The 15,981-nt window shown below is 47.4% G+C and carries 12 protein-coding genes and 1 pseudogene; 5 read left to right on the top strand and 8 right to left on the bottom strand.

Translation table 11 applies throughout. The features are described from left to right. Nucleotides 1-19: 19 nt before the first annotated feature. The 3 genes from mgtE (at nt 20) to L5M37_RS05920 (ending at nt 3,729) form a co-directional block, all read left to right on the top strand. Nucleotides 20-1,393, top strand: a complete 1,374-nt coding sequence (gene mgtE, locus L5M37_RS05930; RefSeq protein WP_105251666.1) for a magnesium transporter — start codon at nt 20-22, stop codon at nt 1,391-1,393. Nucleotides 1,394-1,650: 257 nt separating this feature from the next. After that, nucleotides 1,651-2,739: a methyl-accepting chemotaxis protein gene (locus L5M37_RS05925; RefSeq protein WP_198571774.1), complete on the top strand. Its 1,089-nt coding sequence runs from the start codon at nt 1,651-1,653 to the stop codon at nt 2,737-2,739. A 216-nt stretch (nt 2,740-2,955) separates the two neighbouring features. Next, nucleotides 2,956-3,729, top strand: a complete 774-nt coding sequence (locus L5M37_RS05920) for a substrate-binding periplasmic protein (RefSeq protein WP_263182863.1) — start codon at nt 2,956-2,958, stop codon at nt 3,727-3,729. Between the two features lie 73 nt (nt 3,730-3,802). Here L5M37_RS05920 and L5M37_RS05915 read toward each other — a convergent pair whose 3' ends face one another. The 8 genes from L5M37_RS05915 to L5M37_RS05880 form a co-directional block, all read right to left on the bottom strand. After that, on the bottom strand, nt 3,803-4,534 hold the full coding sequence (locus L5M37_RS05915) for an RluA family pseudouridine synthase (RefSeq protein WP_263199773.1): 732 nt from the start codon (nt 4,532-4,534) through the stop codon (nt 3,803-3,805). 172 nt (nt 4,535-4,706) lie between these two features. Further along, nucleotides 4,707-7,931, bottom strand: a complete 3,225-nt coding sequence (carB, locus tag L5M37_RS05910) for a carbamoyl-phosphate synthase large subunit (RefSeq protein ID WP_105251663.1) — start codon at nt 7,929-7,931, stop codon at nt 4,707-4,709. Between the two features lie 27 nt (nt 7,932-7,958). After that, nucleotides 7,959-9,119 carry a glutamine-hydrolyzing carbamoyl-phosphate synthase small subunit gene (carA, locus tag L5M37_RS05905; protein ID WP_263199771.1) on the bottom strand — a complete coding sequence of 387 codons (1,161 nt, stop codon included), beginning with the start codon at nt 9,117-9,119 and terminating at the stop codon, nt 7,959-7,961. A gap of 168 nt (nt 9,120-9,287) precedes the next feature. Further along, nucleotides 9,288-10,100, bottom strand: a complete 813-nt coding sequence (gene dapB, locus L5M37_RS05900) for a 4-hydroxy-tetrahydrodipicolinate reductase (RefSeq protein ID WP_105251661.1) — start codon at nt 10,098-10,100, stop codon at nt 9,288-9,290. A 71-nt stretch (nt 10,101-10,171) separates the two neighbouring features. Next, complete coding sequence (locus tag L5M37_RS05895) at nt 10,172-10,789, bottom strand: FKBP-type peptidyl-prolyl cis-trans isomerase (RefSeq protein WP_006083907.1); 618 nt, start codon at nt 10,787-10,789, stop codon at nt 10,172-10,174. Nucleotides 10,790-11,006: 217 nt separating this feature from the next. Then, a complete protein-coding gene (locus tag L5M37_RS05890; protein WP_263199769.1) occupies nt 11,007-11,816 on the bottom strand; it encodes a M48 family metallopeptidase in 810 nt (269 codons plus the stop codon). Between the two features lie 149 nt (nt 11,817-11,965). Continuing rightward, nucleotides 11,966-12,550: a GNAT family N-acetyltransferase gene (locus tag L5M37_RS05885; RefSeq protein WP_263199767.1), complete on the bottom strand. Its 585-nt coding sequence runs from the start codon at nt 12,548-12,550 to the stop codon at nt 11,966-11,968. 137 nt (nt 12,551-12,687) lie between these two features. After that, the gene (locus L5M37_RS05880; RefSeq protein WP_263199765.1) at nt 12,688-14,016 is read right to left on the bottom strand and encodes a DEAD/DEAH box helicase; all 1,329 of its coding nucleotides are present in this window, start codon (nt 14,014-14,016) and stop codon (nt 12,688-12,690) included. A 544-nt stretch (nt 14,017-14,560) separates the two neighbouring features. On the opposite strand from L5M37_RS05880, the gene L5M37_RS05875 reads away from it, so the two are divergent. After that, nucleotides 14,561-14,839, top strand: a complete 279-nt coding sequence (locus L5M37_RS05875; RefSeq protein WP_263177280.1) for a DNA polymerase III subunit epsilon — start codon at nt 14,561-14,563, stop codon at nt 14,837-14,839. A 1,040-nt stretch (nt 14,840-15,879) separates the two neighbouring features. Beyond that, nucleotides 15,880-15,981: pseudogene (locus L5M37_RS05870) on the top strand (IS110 family transposase); the annotation flags it as partial.

Raw genomic sequence — 15,981 nt, 5'->3', positions numbered from 1 at the left:
ATCGTTGAGAGAATGAACTATGAACATGAATAACAGCACAAACAACACTAAAAAAATCATCCATAACCTGCAAATGATTATCGAGCAACGCAGTGCCAGCGCCATGGCTGAATTAGCCGAAAAACGCCACCCTGCCGATATTGCAGCCGTATTTAACGTCTTTAATCAAGCTCAACAAGTCCTATTATTGCAACTGGCCTCACCTAAGGTTTGCGCCAATTTGTTTCGCTATCTGACCGATGAATTGCAAGCCAGCTTAGTACAGCAATTAGATAAAACTACGCTATCTGCGCTGCTGGTTCACATGGCAGCAGATGAACGTGCCGACCTCTATAATCTGCTCGATGAAACCCAACAAGCGGCGATTTTACCTGCGCTAGCATTGGCCAAACGGGAAGATATGCGCACCCTCGCCGCCTATGATAAAGCGAAGGTTGGCGCGGTCATGACTTCGGATTACACCTTGCTCAATAGCCGCCATACTGCGGCAGAAGCCATTGATACCCTACGCACTGAGGCCGCTGATAAGGAAACCATTTATCAAACCTATGTGGTGGACATGTTAGGTCGCTTGATTGGTACTGTGTCTTTAAGACAGCTATTGCTGGCGCAACCGCACGAGCGAGTGGTCGATTTTATGAAACCCGATCCCGTCGCGCTCGATGCCAATGCCTTTCGCGAAGAAGCGGTGCAGATGATCGCCCATTACGACTTAATGGCGCTGCCTGTAGTCAATGGCAAAGGCCAGCTTGTCGGTATTGTCACCTATGATGATGCTATGGATATTGCCAGCTCACAGGCGGATCTTGAGTTCACGAAAACCGCGGCCATCGGCAATATTGACCATAACCTTAAGACCGCCAGCATAGGCTTACTCTACCGCAAGCGCGTGGTTTGGCTGGTGATTTTGGTCTTTGGTAATATCTTCTCAGGGGCCGGTATCGCCTTCTTCGAAGACACGATTGCCAGTTATGTCTCTTTAGTCTTCTTCCTGCCGCTACTGATCGATAGCGGCGGTAATGCGGGATCACAATCGGCGACCTTAATGGTACGTGGCTTAGCCACAGGGGAAGTGGTTCTCAAGGATTGGTTATCTATGCTAGGGCGCGAGTTATTTGTCGCCGGATTATTAGGTGCCAGCATGGCGGCGGCAGTGTCCTTGCTCGGATTTTGGCGTGGCGGACCTGAAATCGCGCTGGTTGTGGCACTCACAATGCAAATTGTTGTGATTATTGGCAGCTTGATTGGTATGTCATTACCCTTCTTGCTGAGCAAGTTAAAGATGGACCCTGCGGCCGCTAGTGCGCCACTCATCACCTCCATCGCCGATATCATAGGTGTGCTCGTGTATTTCAGCATAGCCACTGTGGTGCTCGACTTACCTATGCCATAGGCCTAAGACCTCAAAGTGAACCAAGCTAAGTTAACCTTAGCGTGGTTCACTTATCATTCGATAGTGCTAACCCATTTATGACAAAGCATAAAAGCTTCAATAACCTTAAAAAATTAAGAATAAAGCTTAAAGATCAGTTAATATTTCCATACCTGAATCATTTTACTTTTTATTAACATTGCAGTATTTACCGCTGAGCCCAGTCACTGTAAGTCGATAAGCAATAGTGATAGTCCTAGCGACTTGAGAGGTTTTATATGTGGTTTAATTCCCAGCTCAAAGCTGAAAACCAGGCGCTTAAAGAGCGACTCATCCAACTAGAACGCCAACACCAAAATGAAATAGATGAACTGCGTGGCATGATCCGTGAAAATGAGACCATGCAGCAACAGTCGCGCCAAAATGCAGACCACTACACTGAAGTGATCGCCTGCCAAAACCAAGGCGGAGATATGCTTAATGCCGTGCGCGAAGGCTTAGCCAGCAGTGCCGAATTACTCTCTGCGGAAAAAGAATCACTGTCTGAACTCAATCACGTTTTTGATCAAACCCGTGTGGCCATTGCCAATTTAGGCACTAGAGCGACTTATATTAATGATCAAGCATCAAACAGCATGAAAGCTGTCACAGAACTCGATGCTACAACCTCTTCAATCAATCAATTTGTCGCGGCTATTCAAGGAATTTCAGAACAAACAAACTTGCTGGCATTGAACGCCGCCATTGAAGCCGCCCGTGCAGGCGAAGCAGGACGGGGGTTTGCCGTGGTGGCCGATGAAGTGCGCCAACTTGCAAGCAAAGCCCATGAAGCCAGTAGCCATATTGAAAAGCTCGTGAAACAAATCGTCGCGCAAGCGGCTGAGATTAAAGAAATTGTTCATAATAATCAAAGTAGTGCCGTCGATGTAGCCACCTCATCAACCCAAATTGGCCAAGTCGTTGAAGATGTCCTGCAACGCTCAAAACAAATGCAGCACGTTATCCATAACGCAGCCACAGCGTCATTCTTGAATACCACTAAGCTCGACCACGCAGTCTGGAAAAGTAGCGTTTATCAATTAATTGAAAAACCACAGCATAACCACAATGTGAACTCACACACTGAGTGCCGCCTAGGGCAATGGTATTTCAAAGGATTTGGTGCCGAGAATTATCAGCATTTAAGTAACTTCAAAGCATTAGATGCACCACATAAAGCGGTACACGAGGCAGGAAAAGCGGCGCTCAATGCGAGACAAAAAGGTAATTTGCCTGAGATGGTCAAACAACTGCACTCAATGGAAGACGCCAGTATGCGTGTTGTGCATTGCATTGATAACCTTATGCGAGATGTATATCGAGCGTGATATATAGGCACAGAAAGATAAGCTATCACCCATAAATAAGCCTACCTAAGAGCGCCATACTCGCGCTCTTTTTTTATCGTTCAAAACGGTATAGTAAATTTAATCTTAGAAAATGAACCCCTAGCTATACTTGATTTGAGCACAGCCTTCATCTTTAATCGTGTCAAGAGCAAGCAGTGAGACTCAATTATAACATTCTAATTTTTAGGGTTATTAATGAAATTAGTCACAAGTTTATTGTTATCACTCACCCTTAGCAGCGCAGTTTCTCTTCGCGCGCAGCCGCTCAACATCTATACCGAGGAATGGTCACCAATCAGCTTTTCTGTCGATGGCAAACCCGATGGTTTAGCTGTACAGGTAGTACAAGAAATTCAAAAGCGCATAAAGAACCCAGATCCAATCAAGGTCGTACCTTGGGCTCGCGGCTGGAAAATGCTGACCGAGCAACCTAATACTGTGTTGTTTACTATGACGCGCACAGCAGAAAGGGAGCAAATGTTTACTATGATTGGGCCTGTTGCTGTCGGCACGACTAATTTTTATGCCTTAAAAAATAGCGGCATAAAAATAACCACTATAAATGATGCAAAGACGGCTAAGGCAATTGGTGTCTATCGTGCCTCGGTGGAAGAACGCCTATTGCTCGAACTGGGATTTACGAATGTTGCGGCCTCATCCGAGCCCTTATTGAGTGCCAAACAATTGATGAAGCAACGTGTCGATCTTTGGTGTAATGCCAATCTCACCGCGCCGAGTATTCTGTCGGATGCGGGCGCGAGCATTGATGATGTAGAGTCGCTCTTCACGATTAGTGCTAATCATCTTTACATTGCCTTCTCACAAGGCACGCCCAATGATGTGATCGAACAGTGGAAAAACAGCCTAGAAGCGATAAAAGCAGATGGCACCTTCGCAACGATTTACCGTACTTGGCTCCCCAACGATGCGCCGCCCATGCAAACCGAACGTATCGGGTTTAGCAACTAAACCCATTGCTCTAAATTCTACGTGCTAAGTGATGAATGCTGAGAGCTAAACTCTATTGCTCTTTTAAAAGCGCTTAAAAAGGACACTCACAAACCCAGTCGATACGCTCACCCGTGATAGGATGATTAAACGCTAAGCGGGTCGCATGCAGCATTAATCTGCTGCTCGTCGTATTAGTGATATCAGCTTCATCTGCATCAGCCTTATCAGTCACGCCCTCACCCACGCCGCCGTAGAGATCGCACCCTAAAATTGAGTGACCCAATTGCTGACTGTGGATCCGCAGCTGATGAGTGCGACCAGAAACCGGAGTAAATTCGACCCGCATGGCGAAAGGTTCGGTTAATCGTTCCAGCACCTGATATTCACTGATCGCAACTTTGCCTGTGCTATGGCAAATCTTTTGTAGCGGGAAATGGTCACTATCTTTAGCAATCGGCAGATTAATCACACCGCTGTCAGCGGCTAAATGCCCGTGGAGCAAGGCAATATAGCGCTTCTCAACCGTGCGCGCCTGAAACTGCTTTGTCAGCAAGCCATTCACGCTTTTATTCAACGCCACCAGCATGATGCCCGAAGTGCCAAAATCGAGTCTGTGCAGCAAAGTAGCCGTCGGAAAATCCTGCACTAAACGATAATGCACTGAGTCGAGGTTCAGCGGATTCTTCCCCGACAGACTCAATAATCCGCTCGGCTTATCAATCAGTAGAATATCGCTATCTTGATAGAGCACGCGTATTTGCCCGAGGCAAGGCGGCGCAATAAAAGTATCGACTTTGGCAAGGCTATCGGCTGGCACAGGCATAGTTTTCTCAGGCAACATAAGTAGGTGAAAAGTAGATCAATGGGCGATCACAACAAGCTAAACCATTCAGTAAAACAGACTCATAAACTTAGCAAAACAGATATAGCCTAAATAATAAGGCCGCATAACCTAAGTTATGCGGCCCTCTAATTCACGGCATTAACGCTGTGGCTTATTTAGCCAATACGCGCAGATGCAGTTCTTGTACTGACGTCACGTTAGTACGGTCATCCGCAGCATGGGCCATACAAGTAGCGAATGCAGCATTCATGGTCGTCGTGTAGTTAACTTTGTAACGCAGAGCACCGCGGCGCAATTGACGAGAATCTTCAATCGCTTGGCGACCTTCGGTAGTGTTCACGATATAAGTGTATTCACCATTCTTGATGCGATCGAGAATGTGTGGACGCCCTTCGTGCACCTTGTTCACTAAACGTGGGTTGATACCCGCTTCGCCTAGGATAACCGCAGTACCATGAGTCGCATCGATTTGATAACCGAGCTCAATTAACTTAGCCGCTAAATCGGCAACGCGTTTCTTATCGCTGTTACGCACAGACAATAATGCACGGCCTGACTTAGGCACCTCAGAAGTCGCACCTAACTGCGCCTTAGCATAGGCTTCGGCGAACGTATCGCCCACACCCATAACTTCACCGGTAGAGCGCATTTCTGGGCCTAACAGTGGGTCAACACCCGGGAACTTATTAAAGGGCAACACCACTTCTTTCACTGAGTAGAAAGGTGGGATCACTTCTTTAGTGAAGTTTTGCGACGTTAAACTTTGGCCCGCCATCACACGCGCGGCGATCTTAGCTAAAGGCACACCGGTCGCTTTGGACACGAATGGCACAGTACGGGCAGCACGTGGGTTAACTTCAATCATATAGATTTCGTTATCTTTCACGGCGAACTGTACGTTCATCAGGCCGACAACGCCGAGTTCCATCGCCAACTTGCCGACTTGAACGCGCATACGATCTTGGATTTCTTGGCTTAGCGTGTATGGCGGTAGAGAACAACCTGAGTCACCTGAGTGAACACCCGCTTGTTCGATATGCTCCATAATCGCGCCTATCACCACGATTTCACCGTCACATACTGCATCAATATCCACTTCAATCGCATCATCTAAGAAGCGATCGAGCAGTACTGGCGATGCATTCGATACGCTCACAGCTTCGTTAAAGTAACGTAGCAAATCTTGCTTGTCGTAGACGATTTCCATCGCGCGGCCGCCCAGTACATAGGATGGGCGCACAACTAACGGATAACCGATACGCTCAGCGGCAATCACAGCACCTTCAACCGTAGTCACAGTATCGTTTTCAGGCTGTTTCATCTCTAAGCGTTGAATCGCTTGCTGGAAACGCTCACGGTCTTCGGCGCGGTCGATGGCATCTGGGCTAGTACCAATTACAGGTACGCCAGCAGCTTCTAAGGCACGGGCCAATTTCAATGGCGTTTGACCACCGTACTGCACGATAACGCCCTTTGGCTTCTCGATACGGACGATTTCTAATACGTCTTCCAGTGTGACGGGTTCGAAGTACAGACGGTCTGAAGTGTCGTAGTCGGTTGAAACGGTTTCAGGGTTACAGTTCACCATGATGGTTTCATAGCCGTCTTCACGTAGCGCTAACGCCGCGTGCACACAGCAATAATCGAACTCAATACCTTGACCGATACGGTTTGGCCCGCCACCTAACACCATGATTTTGTCACGGGTCGATGGGTTAGCTTCACATTCTTCTTCATACGTTGAGTACATGTAAGCTGTGTCTGTCGCAAACTCTGCCGCACAGGTATCCACACGCTTATAGACTGGGTGCAGGTCGAACTTATCACGCAGCTTACGCACTTCGGCTTCGTTCACGCCTAATACATCGGCCAGACGCGCATCGGCAAAGCCTTTACGTTTCAGCTTACGCAGTAAGTCGATATCCAAACCCGCCAGACCCGCTTCAGCGACAACACCTTCGAGCTGAACCAGCTCTTCGATTTGCACGAGGAACCAAGGGTCGATATTGGTCAGTTTAAAGATTTCATCTAAGCTCAACCCCGCACGCATCGCATCGGCTATGTACCAAATACGGTCGCAACCAGGCTCTTTCAGCTCGTGGCGGATTCGCGACATCGCCTCAGGTTTAGACATGTCTGTGACAGGATCGAGACCGTTACGGCTAACTTCTAAACCACGTAATGCTTTTTGCAGTGACTCTTGGAAAGTACGGCCAATCGCCATCACTTCACCCACAGACTTCATCTGTGTGGTTAAGCGATCATTGGCGCCGGCAAACTTTTCAAAGTTAAAGCGTGGCACTTTAGTCACAACGTAATCGATAGCAGGCTCGAATGATGCTGGCGTGCGACCGCCAGTGATGTCGTTCATCAGCTCATCAAGGGTGAAACCAACCGCTAACTTAGCGGCGATTTTCGCAATCGGGAAACCCGTTGCCTTTGATGCTAATGCTGAAGAGCGCGATACCCGTGGGTTCATCTCGATGATAACCATACGGCCATCTTTCGGGTTGATGCCAAACTGTACGTTCGAACCGCCTGTCTCAACACCAATCTCACGCAGTACGGCCATAGAGGCGTTACGCATGATTTGGTATTCTTTATCAGTCAGGGTTTGCGCGGGTGCAACTGTAATAGAGTCGCCCGTGTGCACGCCCATAGGATCGAAGTTTTCGATGGCGCAGACGATAATGCAGTTATCGTTGCGGTCACGGACCACTTCCATCTCGTATTCTTTCCAACCGATCAGTGATTCGTCGATCAGCAGTTCACTCGTTGGCGATAACTCTAAGCCCTGTGAACAGATCTCTTCGAACTCTTCCCTGTTGTAAGCGATACCGCCGCCTGAGCCACCCATAGTAAAGGATGGGCGGATAATGCAAGGGAAACCCACTTGATCAAGTACGCCATAAGCTTCGTCCATATTGTGGGCAATGCCCGCGCGCGGACAATCAAGACCAATACTTTTCATCGCTTTATCAAAGCGGCTACGGTCTTCAGCTTTATCGATGGCATCGGCAGTCGCGCCAATCATCTCGACGTTAAATTCTTTCAGTACGCCTTTGGCTTCAAGTTCTAATGCGCAGTTCAGTGCGGTTTGGCCGCCCATGGTTGGCAGAATCGCATCTGGGCGTTCTTTAGCAATAATGTTACGGACCACTTCCCAGTGAATCGGCTCGATATAAGTGGCATCGGCCATTTCTGGATCAGTCATAATGGTGGCAGGGTTAGAGTTCACCAGAATGACACGGTAGCCTTCTTCACGCAGCGCTTTACACGCTTGTGCGCCAGAATAGTCAAATTCACATGCCTGACCAATCACGATTGGGCCGGCGCCTAGGATAAGAATACTCTTTATATCTGTACGTTTTGGCATTGCTTCTCTCTTCTCCTAGCTAGCGTACTACTTGGCGTTCTGACGGTATATGTCGATTAGCTCGATAAAGTGATCGAACAGCGGGGCGGCATCGTTCGGGCCAGGGCTCGCTTCAGGGTGACCTTGGAAGCTGAACGCGGGCTTGTCCGTGAGATGGATACCTTGGAGTGAACCATCAAACAGCGACTTATGCGTCACTTTAATGTTGGCGGGTAAGGTCGTTTCATCGGCAGCAAAACCGTGGTTTTGGCTGGTGATCATCACGTTACCTTTCTCGATATTGCTCACTGGGTGGTTTGCACCGTGGTGACCAAACTTCATCTTCAAGGTTTTTGCACCTGAGGCCAGCGCGAGTAGCTGATGACCTAAACAAATACCGAAAATCGGCGTGTCGGTTTTCAGAATTTGTTGAATCGCTTCAATCGCGTAATCGCATGGCTCTGGATCGCCAGGGCCGTTCGAAAGGAACACACCATCGGGATTCATCGCTAACACTTCGGCAGCTGAAGTTTTAGCAGGCACTACGGTGACGTCACAACCGCGGTCCACTAACATGCGCAGAATGTTTTGCTTAACGCCGTAGTCGTAGGCTACTACTTTGTATTTAAGCTCATTTGCTGGCGTATCTTCTGGTAAGCCGCCCACTAAACGCCAGCTACCTTTACGCCATGGATAGGCAGTTTTGGTCGTGACTTCTTTAGCGAGATCCATGCCTTTTAAACCGGGGAAAGCTTTGGCAGCGGCGAGCGCTTTTGCTTCGTCTAAGTCTGCACCTGCCATAATACAACCGGCTTGAGCACCTTTTTCACGGAGAATACGAGTTAACTTGCGGGTATCGATATCTGCTATGCCAACGACATTGTTCGCTTTGAGATAATCACTTAAGCTTTGTTGATTACGGAAACTACTTGCGATGAGCGGAAGATCACGAATGATAAGACCACAAGCGTGAACCCCATCGGATTCAATATCTTCATCATTGGTACCAGTGTTGCCTATGTGTGGGTAGGTTAATGTTACAATCTGGCGTGAGTAGGATGGATCAGTTAAAATTTCTTGGTATCCTGTCATGGAAGTGTTAAAAACAACTTCACCAACAGCGAGACCATCGGCACCAATTGCTGTGCCAGAGAATACAGTTCCATCTTCGAGTACGAGTAAGGCAGACTTTGTCAACGCGACCTCCATAAAGAGCCAAGCCACTGAAATATAATGTTTTTATGTTATGTTAAGATACCAATTTCCGCTAATTTACGAAATTTTGACAAATTCCAGCGAGTTTACAGTAAAAACGCGAAACCGTCCACCCACTGGTAACTGGGTGCAAAAAAAAACGCCATATCGGCGTTTTTAATATTAATGCAAACCTAAAACCTGCTGCATATCATACAAGCCCGGCTTTTGCTCCACGAGCCAATGAGCGGCACGCATAGCACCATTAGCAAAGGTCATACGACTCGAAGCTTTATGGGTGATCTCTAAACGCTCACCGATATCGGCAAACATGGCCGTATGTTCACCAACTAAATCACCGGCACGAATAGTCGCAAAACCGATAGTTTCACGGTCACGTTCACCCGTGATCCCTTCGCGGCCATATACGGCACATTTCTCAAGATCGCGACCTAAGGTCTTAGCAATCACTTCACCCATTTTCAGGGCAGTGCCCGACGGCGCATCTTTTTTGTGTCTGTGATGGCCTTCGATAATTTCGATATCCGTGTAATCACCCATGACTTCGGCAGCCAGTTCGAGTAATTTCCACATCAAATTGACACCCACAGACATATTTGGCGCCATTACGACCGGCGTTTGCTCGGCAAAGGCATTGATCTGTTCTTTTTGGGCATGATTGAAACCCGTTGTGCCAATCACCATGGCTTTCTTATGGCGAACACACCAATCTAAATGGACAATACTGGCGTCTGGCGCTGTGAAATCGATCAACACATCAAAATCATCGGTCGCATAATCGAGCGAATCCATGATCATGACGTTTAATTTACCCACACCAGCTAACTCACCTGCATCCACACCCACTAAACTTGAGCCTGCACGCTCAATGGCGGCACCCAGTAAAATATGGTCGTGATTGTAGGCCGCTTCAATAAGAGTGCGTCCCATACGACCACCGGCACCGACGATTGCCACTCTCACTTGTCCACTCATTTCAATCTCCTCAATCTTTCTTTGTATTCCATAAGAAAACGCCTAAGACAGGCTTAGGCGTTTTTTCAATATTAGATGATATCTAATAATTCAACTTCGAATACCAAAGTTGAATAAGGAGGAATCGATGCCCCCGCGCCGCGCTCACCGTAAGCTAAGTGATGTGGCACAAATAATTTCAACTTAGTGCCTACTGGCATCAGTTGCAGTGCTTCAGTCCAGCCAGCGATAACGCCAGAAACTGGGAACTCAGCAGGTTGGCCACGAACTACAGAGCTGTCGAACACATCACCATTGATGAAAGAACCATGGTAGTGAGTACGAACAGTATCTTCGTAAGTTGGAGTAGCACCGTCACCTTGGACTAATACTTCGAACTGCAGACCAGAGTCAGTCACAGTCACGCCATCACGCTTAGCATTTTCAGCTAAGAAGGCATCGCCTTCAGCAGACGCAGCAGCAGCAGCTTGCTCTTGAGCAGCTTGAATACGACCGCTAATTTCAGTGAAAGCAACTTGCAGATCTTGCATAGACACAGCACTTTCTAAACCGGCAAACGCATCGGCTAAACCCGCTTGAACGGCTGGAATATCCACGCCATCAAAAGAATTGGCGGCCAGTTGCTCACCCATTTGACGGCCTACACCGTAGCTTGCTTGCTGTTCAACAGTACTGAATTTATCAGACATAATTAACGACTCTCAATTTATCAGTGGAATTTTGCGCGCCAGTTTACCATAGTTCCGCCATCTATGCTGATAAACTGACTGCTTATTTAACTAAGGCGGCTTTTTTACACACTTATTGCGTATTTATCCAAAAGCGTAAATAGGCTAAGGACGCATATCGGCCAGAAAACAACCGCTAACACTCAGCTAAGTGGCACTTCGCTATGCAGCGTGCAGCTTATTTCGGCGCCACACATTGGTTCTTCACTTGGGTTTTAGCACTGGCATAGAGTGGCTGCATCTGCCCTTGCAGTTGTTGCAACTGAGCGATGCGATTACTGTTCGATGGATGAGTCGATAATAATTCTGGCCCTTGACTGCCGCCCACCTTCGACATGTTCTGCCATAAGGTCACACTTTGCGCCGGATTGAAACCCGCTCGAGCCATTAGCTCTACGCCCATAATATCGGCTTCGCTCTCTTGGGCGCGACCAAAAGGCAGAATAACCCCCACCTGAGCACCGAGTCCCAATGCCGACATATATAAGTCGCGATTCGACACACCACTCGCCCCTAGCGCTGCATCGGCAATCTGCATTCCAACGCCCGTTAACTGTCCACGGGAAACCTGCTCGTTACCATGTTGCGCCAACACATGCGCGACTTCGTGACCGAGCACAGTAGCAAGCTGATCAGGTCCCTTAGCGACCTTAAGCAATCCGGTATAAACCCCAATATGCCCACCCGGCAGAGCAAAAGCGTTGACTTGTTCTGAGTCAAACAAAACCACATCCCAGCGCTGGGTTTGGTCCGGCAGCACTGCGGTAATACGATTAGCGACACAATTGACGTATTGCGTCAGCTTTTTATCACTACTCACTTTTTGCTGTTTTTTCATTTCCTCGAAGGAGGAATCGCCCATCTGCTGCATTTGCGCCGCTGAATACAACAAGGTCTGCCCTCGCCCCGTTGGCGATTGCGTGGTCGCACAGGCCGATAATCCGAGCGCAACCGCCATCCCCACTAAGCCTAAACGCATTGATTTCATGTGGCACTCCTTAAATCCCATGACGGGCGTGAAGATCTTTGAGCCAACAGGGACTCAACTAATGGAAAGATTTTACTGAGATAGACAAGATAAGCCAAATAGAGAAACACTGGCGGCGCGCGTTAGCGATACTTTGCACCTAAAAGGAATTAATACTCTTCCTTTAACAAGGCATAGAGGAACTCATCGCCCCACGTACCTTTAAAAAAGATGTTTTTCACATAATGGGCCTCGCGCCTAAAGCGGAGTTTTTCGAGTAAGCGACAGCAGGCAAGATTTTGTGCATCGGTGATGGCAATAACTCTATGGTTATGCAATTCAATAAAGAGGTAATCCAGCAATGCGCTGACGGCTTCAAAAGCGACCTGTTTACCTTGATGTTCAGGCGCAATCGTAAAGCCAATTTCCACCTGCTGCTCATCAATAAAGTGCAGCGCCAGATCGCCAACTAATTGGGTTGGTGTAGTTCCCGACGCGCCACTGATAATCGCAAGCTGAAACCAAGTATCAACCGCACCAAATTGTGCATAATCCATCTTCTCGAACAACGCGAGTGCATCGCTATAGCGGTAATCCGTCCAGCTTTGATATTTGGCGACCTTAGGGTCGGCTCGATAGGCGGTAAAAGCCTCAAGATCCGCTCGCTGGAATGGCCTAAGTACAAAGTGCTCGGTCGTTAAACCGTTATTCACCACTTTATGAAGTGCTTTGCTTAACGCCAATGTCGATCCCATGACTTAGCTCCTTAATGTAAATAAGTCACTAAGTTACACCCAGAGCGAAAGTGATAACAGCGGCCAATGCGCTTTATTCTGTTATCTGTTTCGTGATTGAGGCACGCCAAGCTCGAACGCTATGAATAGCTTCAAGCTCAGCGCTTACCTTTAAACTCTTTAGCGCTGTGCTTATTGATGCTACGGCGATTCGCCTGTTTATCACGCGGTGGTCGCTTACGCTCAACTTTGCCCTCAGTGGCGTCATCAGTGATTTTTTCACTCGGCTTATCCGTTACCGGAAAGTCAGCCAATAATGCCAGCGGTAACTCCCGCGTGGTTAAACTGCGGATCGCCGTTAAAGTTGCCATTTCACCGTGGCACACAAGGGAAATCGCCAGCCCATTTTCGCCAGCGCGCGCGGTGCGGCCAATGCGGTGCACGTACACAGGCGCACTCATGGGCAAATCGAGATTGATGACCACAGGCAAGGCATCAACATGAATGCCGCGCGCCATCAAATCTGTCGCCACTAATACTTCGATACGATTGGCTTTAAAGTCGGCCAAGGTTTGGCTGCGAACGGTTTGCTCTTTTTCACCGTGCAGCGCGGCAACTTTCATCCCCGCTTTAGCGAGCCGTTTAGCGACGGCATCGGCATCATCACGGGCGCTGATAAACACCAACACCTGCGGCCATTGATACTGTTTTAACAGCGCAATCAATGCCTGTGCTTTGCTGCCCTTGTTGACTAAATAGAGCTGCTCTTCGATTTCACCAGCCACTGAATTCACCTTGTGGGCTTCGACCCGCAGCGGCTTATTCACCAGCAGCTTGCCCGCCAATGTATCCAAAGCCTCGGGCAAGGTGGCAGAAAACAACGAGGTTTGCTTAAGCTTGGGCATAAACGCCATCAGCTTTTGCACATCAGGCCAAAACCCCATTTCCAGCAGGCGGTCAGCCTCATCCAGCACAAGATGTTTTATCGAATCGAGGCTGATGTGGGGCTGTTTGCATAAGTCCAGTAAACGTCCTGGGGTTGCCACTAACACCTGCGGCTTGGCTGCAAGTTCGGCTAATTGGTCTTCCAGCGCGACCCCACCACACAGAAGCTGAATGTTCAACGAAGTCGATAACTGACTCGCCACTGTTTGCAGCGCCTCAGTCACTTGCAGCGCTAATTCCCGTGTAGGCACCAGCACTAACGCCAGTGCATTTGGAGGCTGTACAGACTTTGTGCCCTGCAACTGTGTTTGCCGTTGCAACAGTTGTTGTAGGAGTGGCAAACCAAAGGCTAAGGTTTTCCCGCTACCAGTTTGTGCTAAGGCTAACAAATCCCGTCCTGCAAGAATGGCCGGAATCGCCAATTGCTGCACCTTTGTCGGATGTTTAAGACTTGCAGGCAAGGCCTTTAGTAACGCCGAATTTATGCCAAGCTCAGCAAAAGTTAACGACTCGGGGGAAGAAGAAAGCTCGGGAAAGGTCATCACAGCACCGGATCAAAACATGGGAGCGAAAGTTTACTGAGAGTTGCCTTTGAATACCAATGTTGTTTCGGCTTTTACCCAAGCCTTGGCACAGTTTGCAACGATACTCATTACAACGGTACGGTTTGCAACGATACAGTTACGGCATTTGCGTTACGCTGCTAAGAAAGTCTAAATTTTAAACTTCGTTTGAATTTCTAAACCAAAGGTCAAATCAATAGCCGACCTAAAGAGAATCAACTGCAATCTCCTCTTGGATCTCCCCTGCCGACAAGGTTCATGTCTAACGGCCAGTTCGCAGGAATGGATGAATTTCTGTCGCTTCGGTGTTCGTGGTTTATCTTAAAAGAGACTCCAGCCGCATCTTTCTTATGTGCGCAAAGTTAACGCAGGTGATGGGATGGTAGATTTTAATCACACAGCTTTGGTGAGCGCTTATGGTAGAATCCCGCCCAATCAGCTTTATGAATGTGCAACACAACTCATTTGTTTAACTGAACGTAGTGGAACACTACCGTGATTAATTAAATGAGGAGAACAGATTATGAGTAAGTTAAATGCCGAAGAACGTAAAGCCCGCGATAACGCCCGTTTTTCACAACGCGTCGATGAACGCCGCACAAAGGGCGAAGACGTAGTCGCCTACGTGCTGGGCAACAAGCTCGCGTTTAAGTTTCTGACTAAACCAGAGAGACACGAATTTAAACAAAGAGAAGCTGCACTTGAAGAAGAAGCCAAGCTTAAAAAGCAACAAGCGTTTCAACTGAAAACCGAGCAAGAGTTAGAAAAAGCCGAAGCCGCATTTACTGATACTAAAGAGTAACCTCTCAAAAGAGCCATTGATCATCATTGATGGCTCACGCATACCCCATTTCCAAACTTCGTTTGGATTTTTAAATCCAAATCAAAATCAACGTCGTGGGGCATCACCCACGATATTATTCGATAGCCAATAAAAATGTCTTCGGCTCATAAGATATAAGATTTCTTCTATTTCCCACCATAGGGTATGCTTATCGATATATCAGATATTTTGTCATATTAGGTCAAATAGATGAATAATGTGCTAACAACACTATTAACCATAGTAGGCCCATTAATTACACTTATCTGGATAATTTTTCACTACTCCTCAAAGTCCAATTGTATCTGTGCAAGATGTAATACATTTATCAACTATCAATCAGAAAAATTTAAAGTTGACCTTCTAGGACACTCAGGTTTTGTATGCAACTCTTGTCAGTCAATACTTAATGAAATCGGGTTAGTCGTCTCACCACTAGGTGAATTTTCACACCAATGTCAACACTGCAAGAGGTCATTTTCCTCTTACGATAGAAAGAACTTTATTGTAATTCGGCAGGATTTATTTCTTATATGTAACCCCTGCATTAATCAAATTCGTCTCGACAAAGATAAGCCTATGAGTTGTATGCTCTCAAATATCCTTACTTCAGAATTCCTTAAAGGTTGTTCTAACTTCTTAACATTTGAAGAGCTAGTAATTGCAGCGAAAATCCCAAACTTTAACGCTGACGATCTAAAGTCTACAGAGTGGAATAACCACATCAAACTAAACACTATATATGAAAATTGGGATGCCTTATTTAGTGCCGCCTCAATTTACTACAGAGATTCATTACTGATTGAGAAGCTAACCTCATCATTAAATTCAACAAGCCATCGTTAAATAACACCAAGATCCAAGGAATACACCATCCCCTCGGAGTTGCCGCAGGGCGAATAGACAAATTGCGTGAGTCTCGCCATGGATAATGGAATGGACCCATCCACTTTAAATCGGCCTCGCAATGGGCCACGATGTAGTCGCTAAAACTCATCAGAAAGAGGACGGGTCCACCTATGAAGATTACTACAATCGGTTTAGATATCGCAAAGTCTGTTTTTCATGCTGTTGGCGTCGATAAAGCGGGCAAGTTAATCAAAAAGAAAATGCTTAGACGC

This window comes from Shewanella sp. SM69, assembly GCF_025653985.1.
GTDB classification, from domain to species: domain Bacteria; phylum Pseudomonadota; class Gammaproteobacteria; order Enterobacterales; family Shewanellaceae; genus Shewanella; species Shewanella oncorhynchi.
This window is presented reverse-complemented; position numbering and strand designations above follow the sequence as displayed.

What these genes read in the sequence shown, in the direction of transcription:
- mgtE (WP_105251666.1), top strand. Translation starts at nt 20, where the DNA reads ATGAACATGAATAACAGCACAAACAACACTAAAAAAATCATCCATAAC.
- L5M37_RS05925 (WP_198571774.1), top strand. Translation starts at nt 1,651, where the DNA reads ATGTGGTTTAATTCCCAGCTCAAAGCTGAAAACCAGGCGCTTAAAGAG.
- L5M37_RS05920 (WP_263182863.1), top strand. Translation starts at nt 2,956, where the DNA reads ATGAAATTAGTCACAAGTTTATTGTTATCACTCACCCTTAGCAGCGCA.
- L5M37_RS05915 (WP_263199773.1), bottom strand. Translation starts at nt 4,534, where the DNA reads ATGCCTGTGCCAGCCGATAGCCTTGCCAAAGTCGATACTTTTATTGCG.
- carB (WP_105251663.1), bottom strand. Translation starts at nt 7,931, where the DNA reads ATGCCAAAACGTACAGATATAAAGAGTATTCTTATCCTAGGCGCCGGC.
- carA (WP_263199771.1), bottom strand. Translation starts at nt 9,119, where the DNA reads ATGGAGGTCGCGTTGACAAAGTCTGCCTTACTCGTACTCGAAGATGGA.
- dapB (WP_105251661.1), bottom strand. Translation starts at nt 10,100, where the DNA reads ATGAGTGGACAAGTGAGAGTGGCAATCGTCGGTGCCGGTGGTCGTATG.
- L5M37_RS05895 (WP_006083907.1), bottom strand. Translation starts at nt 10,789, where the DNA reads ATGTCTGATAAATTCAGTACTGTTGAACAGCAAGCAAGCTACGGTGTA.
- L5M37_RS05890 (WP_263199769.1), bottom strand. Translation starts at nt 11,816, where the DNA reads ATGAAATCAATGCGTTTAGGCTTAGTGGGGATGGCGGTTGCGCTCGGA.
- L5M37_RS05885 (WP_263199767.1), bottom strand. Translation starts at nt 12,550, where the DNA reads ATGGGATCGACATTGGCGTTAAGCAAAGCACTTCATAAAGTGGTGAAT.
- L5M37_RS05880 (WP_263199765.1), bottom strand. Translation starts at nt 14,016, where the DNA reads ATGACCTTTCCCGAGCTTTCTTCTTCCCCCGAGTCGTTAACTTTTGCT.
- L5M37_RS05875 (WP_263177280.1), top strand. Translation starts at nt 14,561, where the DNA reads ATGAGTAAGTTAAATGCCGAAGAACGTAAAGCCCGCGATAACGCCCGT.